The sequence below is a fragment of the Massilia sp. CT11-108 genome (assembly GCF_047302915.1).
Lineage (GTDB): Bacteria > Pseudomonadota > Gammaproteobacteria > Burkholderiales > Burkholderiaceae_D > Telluria > Telluria orientalis.
The window spans coordinates 1-1,700 of record NZ_JBKYMO010000817.1; the positions used below are offsets into that span (position 1 = coordinate 1).

Below are 1,700 nucleotides of genomic sequence, written 5' to 3' on the forward strand. Positions count from 1 at the left end.
GGCCGCCGCGCTGTAGAGCGCACGGGAATTCGTGCTCAGCTGCTTGACGATCTCGGTGCCGAGCGAGCGCGGCTTGCTGTGCTCGTCGGACACCCGGGTGATGAGCACGCCGGCCGCGACGGAAATCAAGAGCGAAGGAATCTGCGAGACCATCGCGTCGCCCACCGACAGCACGGCGAAGCGGTCGGCCGCCTCCGCCGCCGACATGCTGTGGTAGGTCACGCCGATGACGATGCCGGCCAGGATGTTGACCATGGTGATCACCAGCCCGGCGATGGCGTCGCCCTTGACGAACTTCATGGCGCCGTCCATGCCGCCGTGCAGCTGGCTCTCGATCGACAGCATGGTGCGGCGGCGCTGCGCCTCCTCGGCGGTCAGGTTGCCGGCGCGCACGTCGGCGTCGATACTCATCTGCTTGCCGGGCATCGCGTCCAGCGTGAAGCGGGCGCCGACCTCGGCCACGCGCTCCGACCCCTTGGCGATGACGATGAACTGGACGATGGCGATGATCAGGAACACCACCAGGCCGACGACCAGGTTGCCGCCGACGACCAACTCGCCGAAGCTTTCGATGATGTGGCCGGCCTCGGCATGCAGCAGGATCGACTTGGTCGAGGCGATGTTCAGCGACAGCCTGAACAGCGTGGTGAACAGCAGCAGCGACGGGAACGAGTACAGCGAGGTCGCGTTGGGGATGTACAGCGTGACCATCAGCAGCAGCACGCTGATCGTGATATTGAGCGCCAGCAGGCCGTCGATCACGACGGTCGGCAGCGGCAGGATCATCAGGGCGATCACCGCGACGATGAGTACGGCGATCGAGACTTCCCCTCCCAGGTCGTTCAGGCGGAATGATTTCATGGGCTACCTCTCTGTCACGGTGTTGGGGCTCGGGGCCCGCATGTCCTCGACCCACGCCAGCACGGCGGCGACCGAATCGAACAGCGGTTCCGGAATGGCGTCGTTGACGGCCACGAGGAACAGCGCGCGCGCCAGCGGCGGGTTGCCGACGATCGGCACGCCGAAGCGCATGGCCTGTTCGCGGATCACCCTGGCGTCGCCGTCGACGCCCTTGGCGATCACGCGCGGCAGGCCCGTCTCGCCGGGGTCGTAGCGCAGCGCCACCGCGTAGTGGGTCGGGTTGACCACCACCACGTTGGCGTTGGCCACCGACTCGTTCGGCGGGGCGGAGGCGTTTTCACGCCCGATCTTGCGGCGCTCGTTCTTGATGTGCGGGTCGCCTTCGGAATCCTTGTTCTCGCGCTTGACCTCGTCCTTGCTCATCTTGTGGTCGCGGATGAACAGCCAGTGCTGGATGCCGTAGTCGGCCACGCCGATGATCGCGTACAGCACGCCGGCCACGCCGAACACCTTGCACAGCACGCCCCAGGCGACGTCGGCCAGGCCGCCGACCGGCTGGTAGACCACCCCGAGCACCAGCGGCACCAGCAGCATGCCGGTGCGGACCAGCACGGCGCCGATCAGCAGGGCCTTGAGCACCGCCTTGAGCAGGTCGATCAGCGAGCGCACCGAAAAGATGCGCTTCAGGCCCGAGGCCGGGTTGATCGCGTCGAACTTGAGTTCCAGCGGCTTGAACGAGGTCTGCAGGCCGACCTGTGCCACCAGCGCGCCGGCGAAGTCGTGGCGGCGGATCAGCATCCAGGCGTCATAGGCGTGCAGCTCGACGAAATTCGGGCGCA

Annotated in this window: 2 protein-coding genes; both read right to left on the reverse strand. The window is 66.7% G+C overall.

What is annotated here, in order from left to right; genetic code table 11:
- Window positions 1–861: FHIPEP family type III secretion protein (locus tag ACEN88_RS31020; protein ID WP_413345923.1), on the reverse strand; the 861-nt coding region annotated here is incomplete at its 3' end.
- A 3-nt stretch (window positions 862–864) separates the two neighbouring features.
- On the reverse strand, window positions 865–1,700 hold an 836-nt coding region (locus ACEN88_RS31025; RefSeq protein ID WP_413345925.1), incomplete at its 5' end, for an EscU/YscU/HrcU family type III secretion system export apparatus switch protein.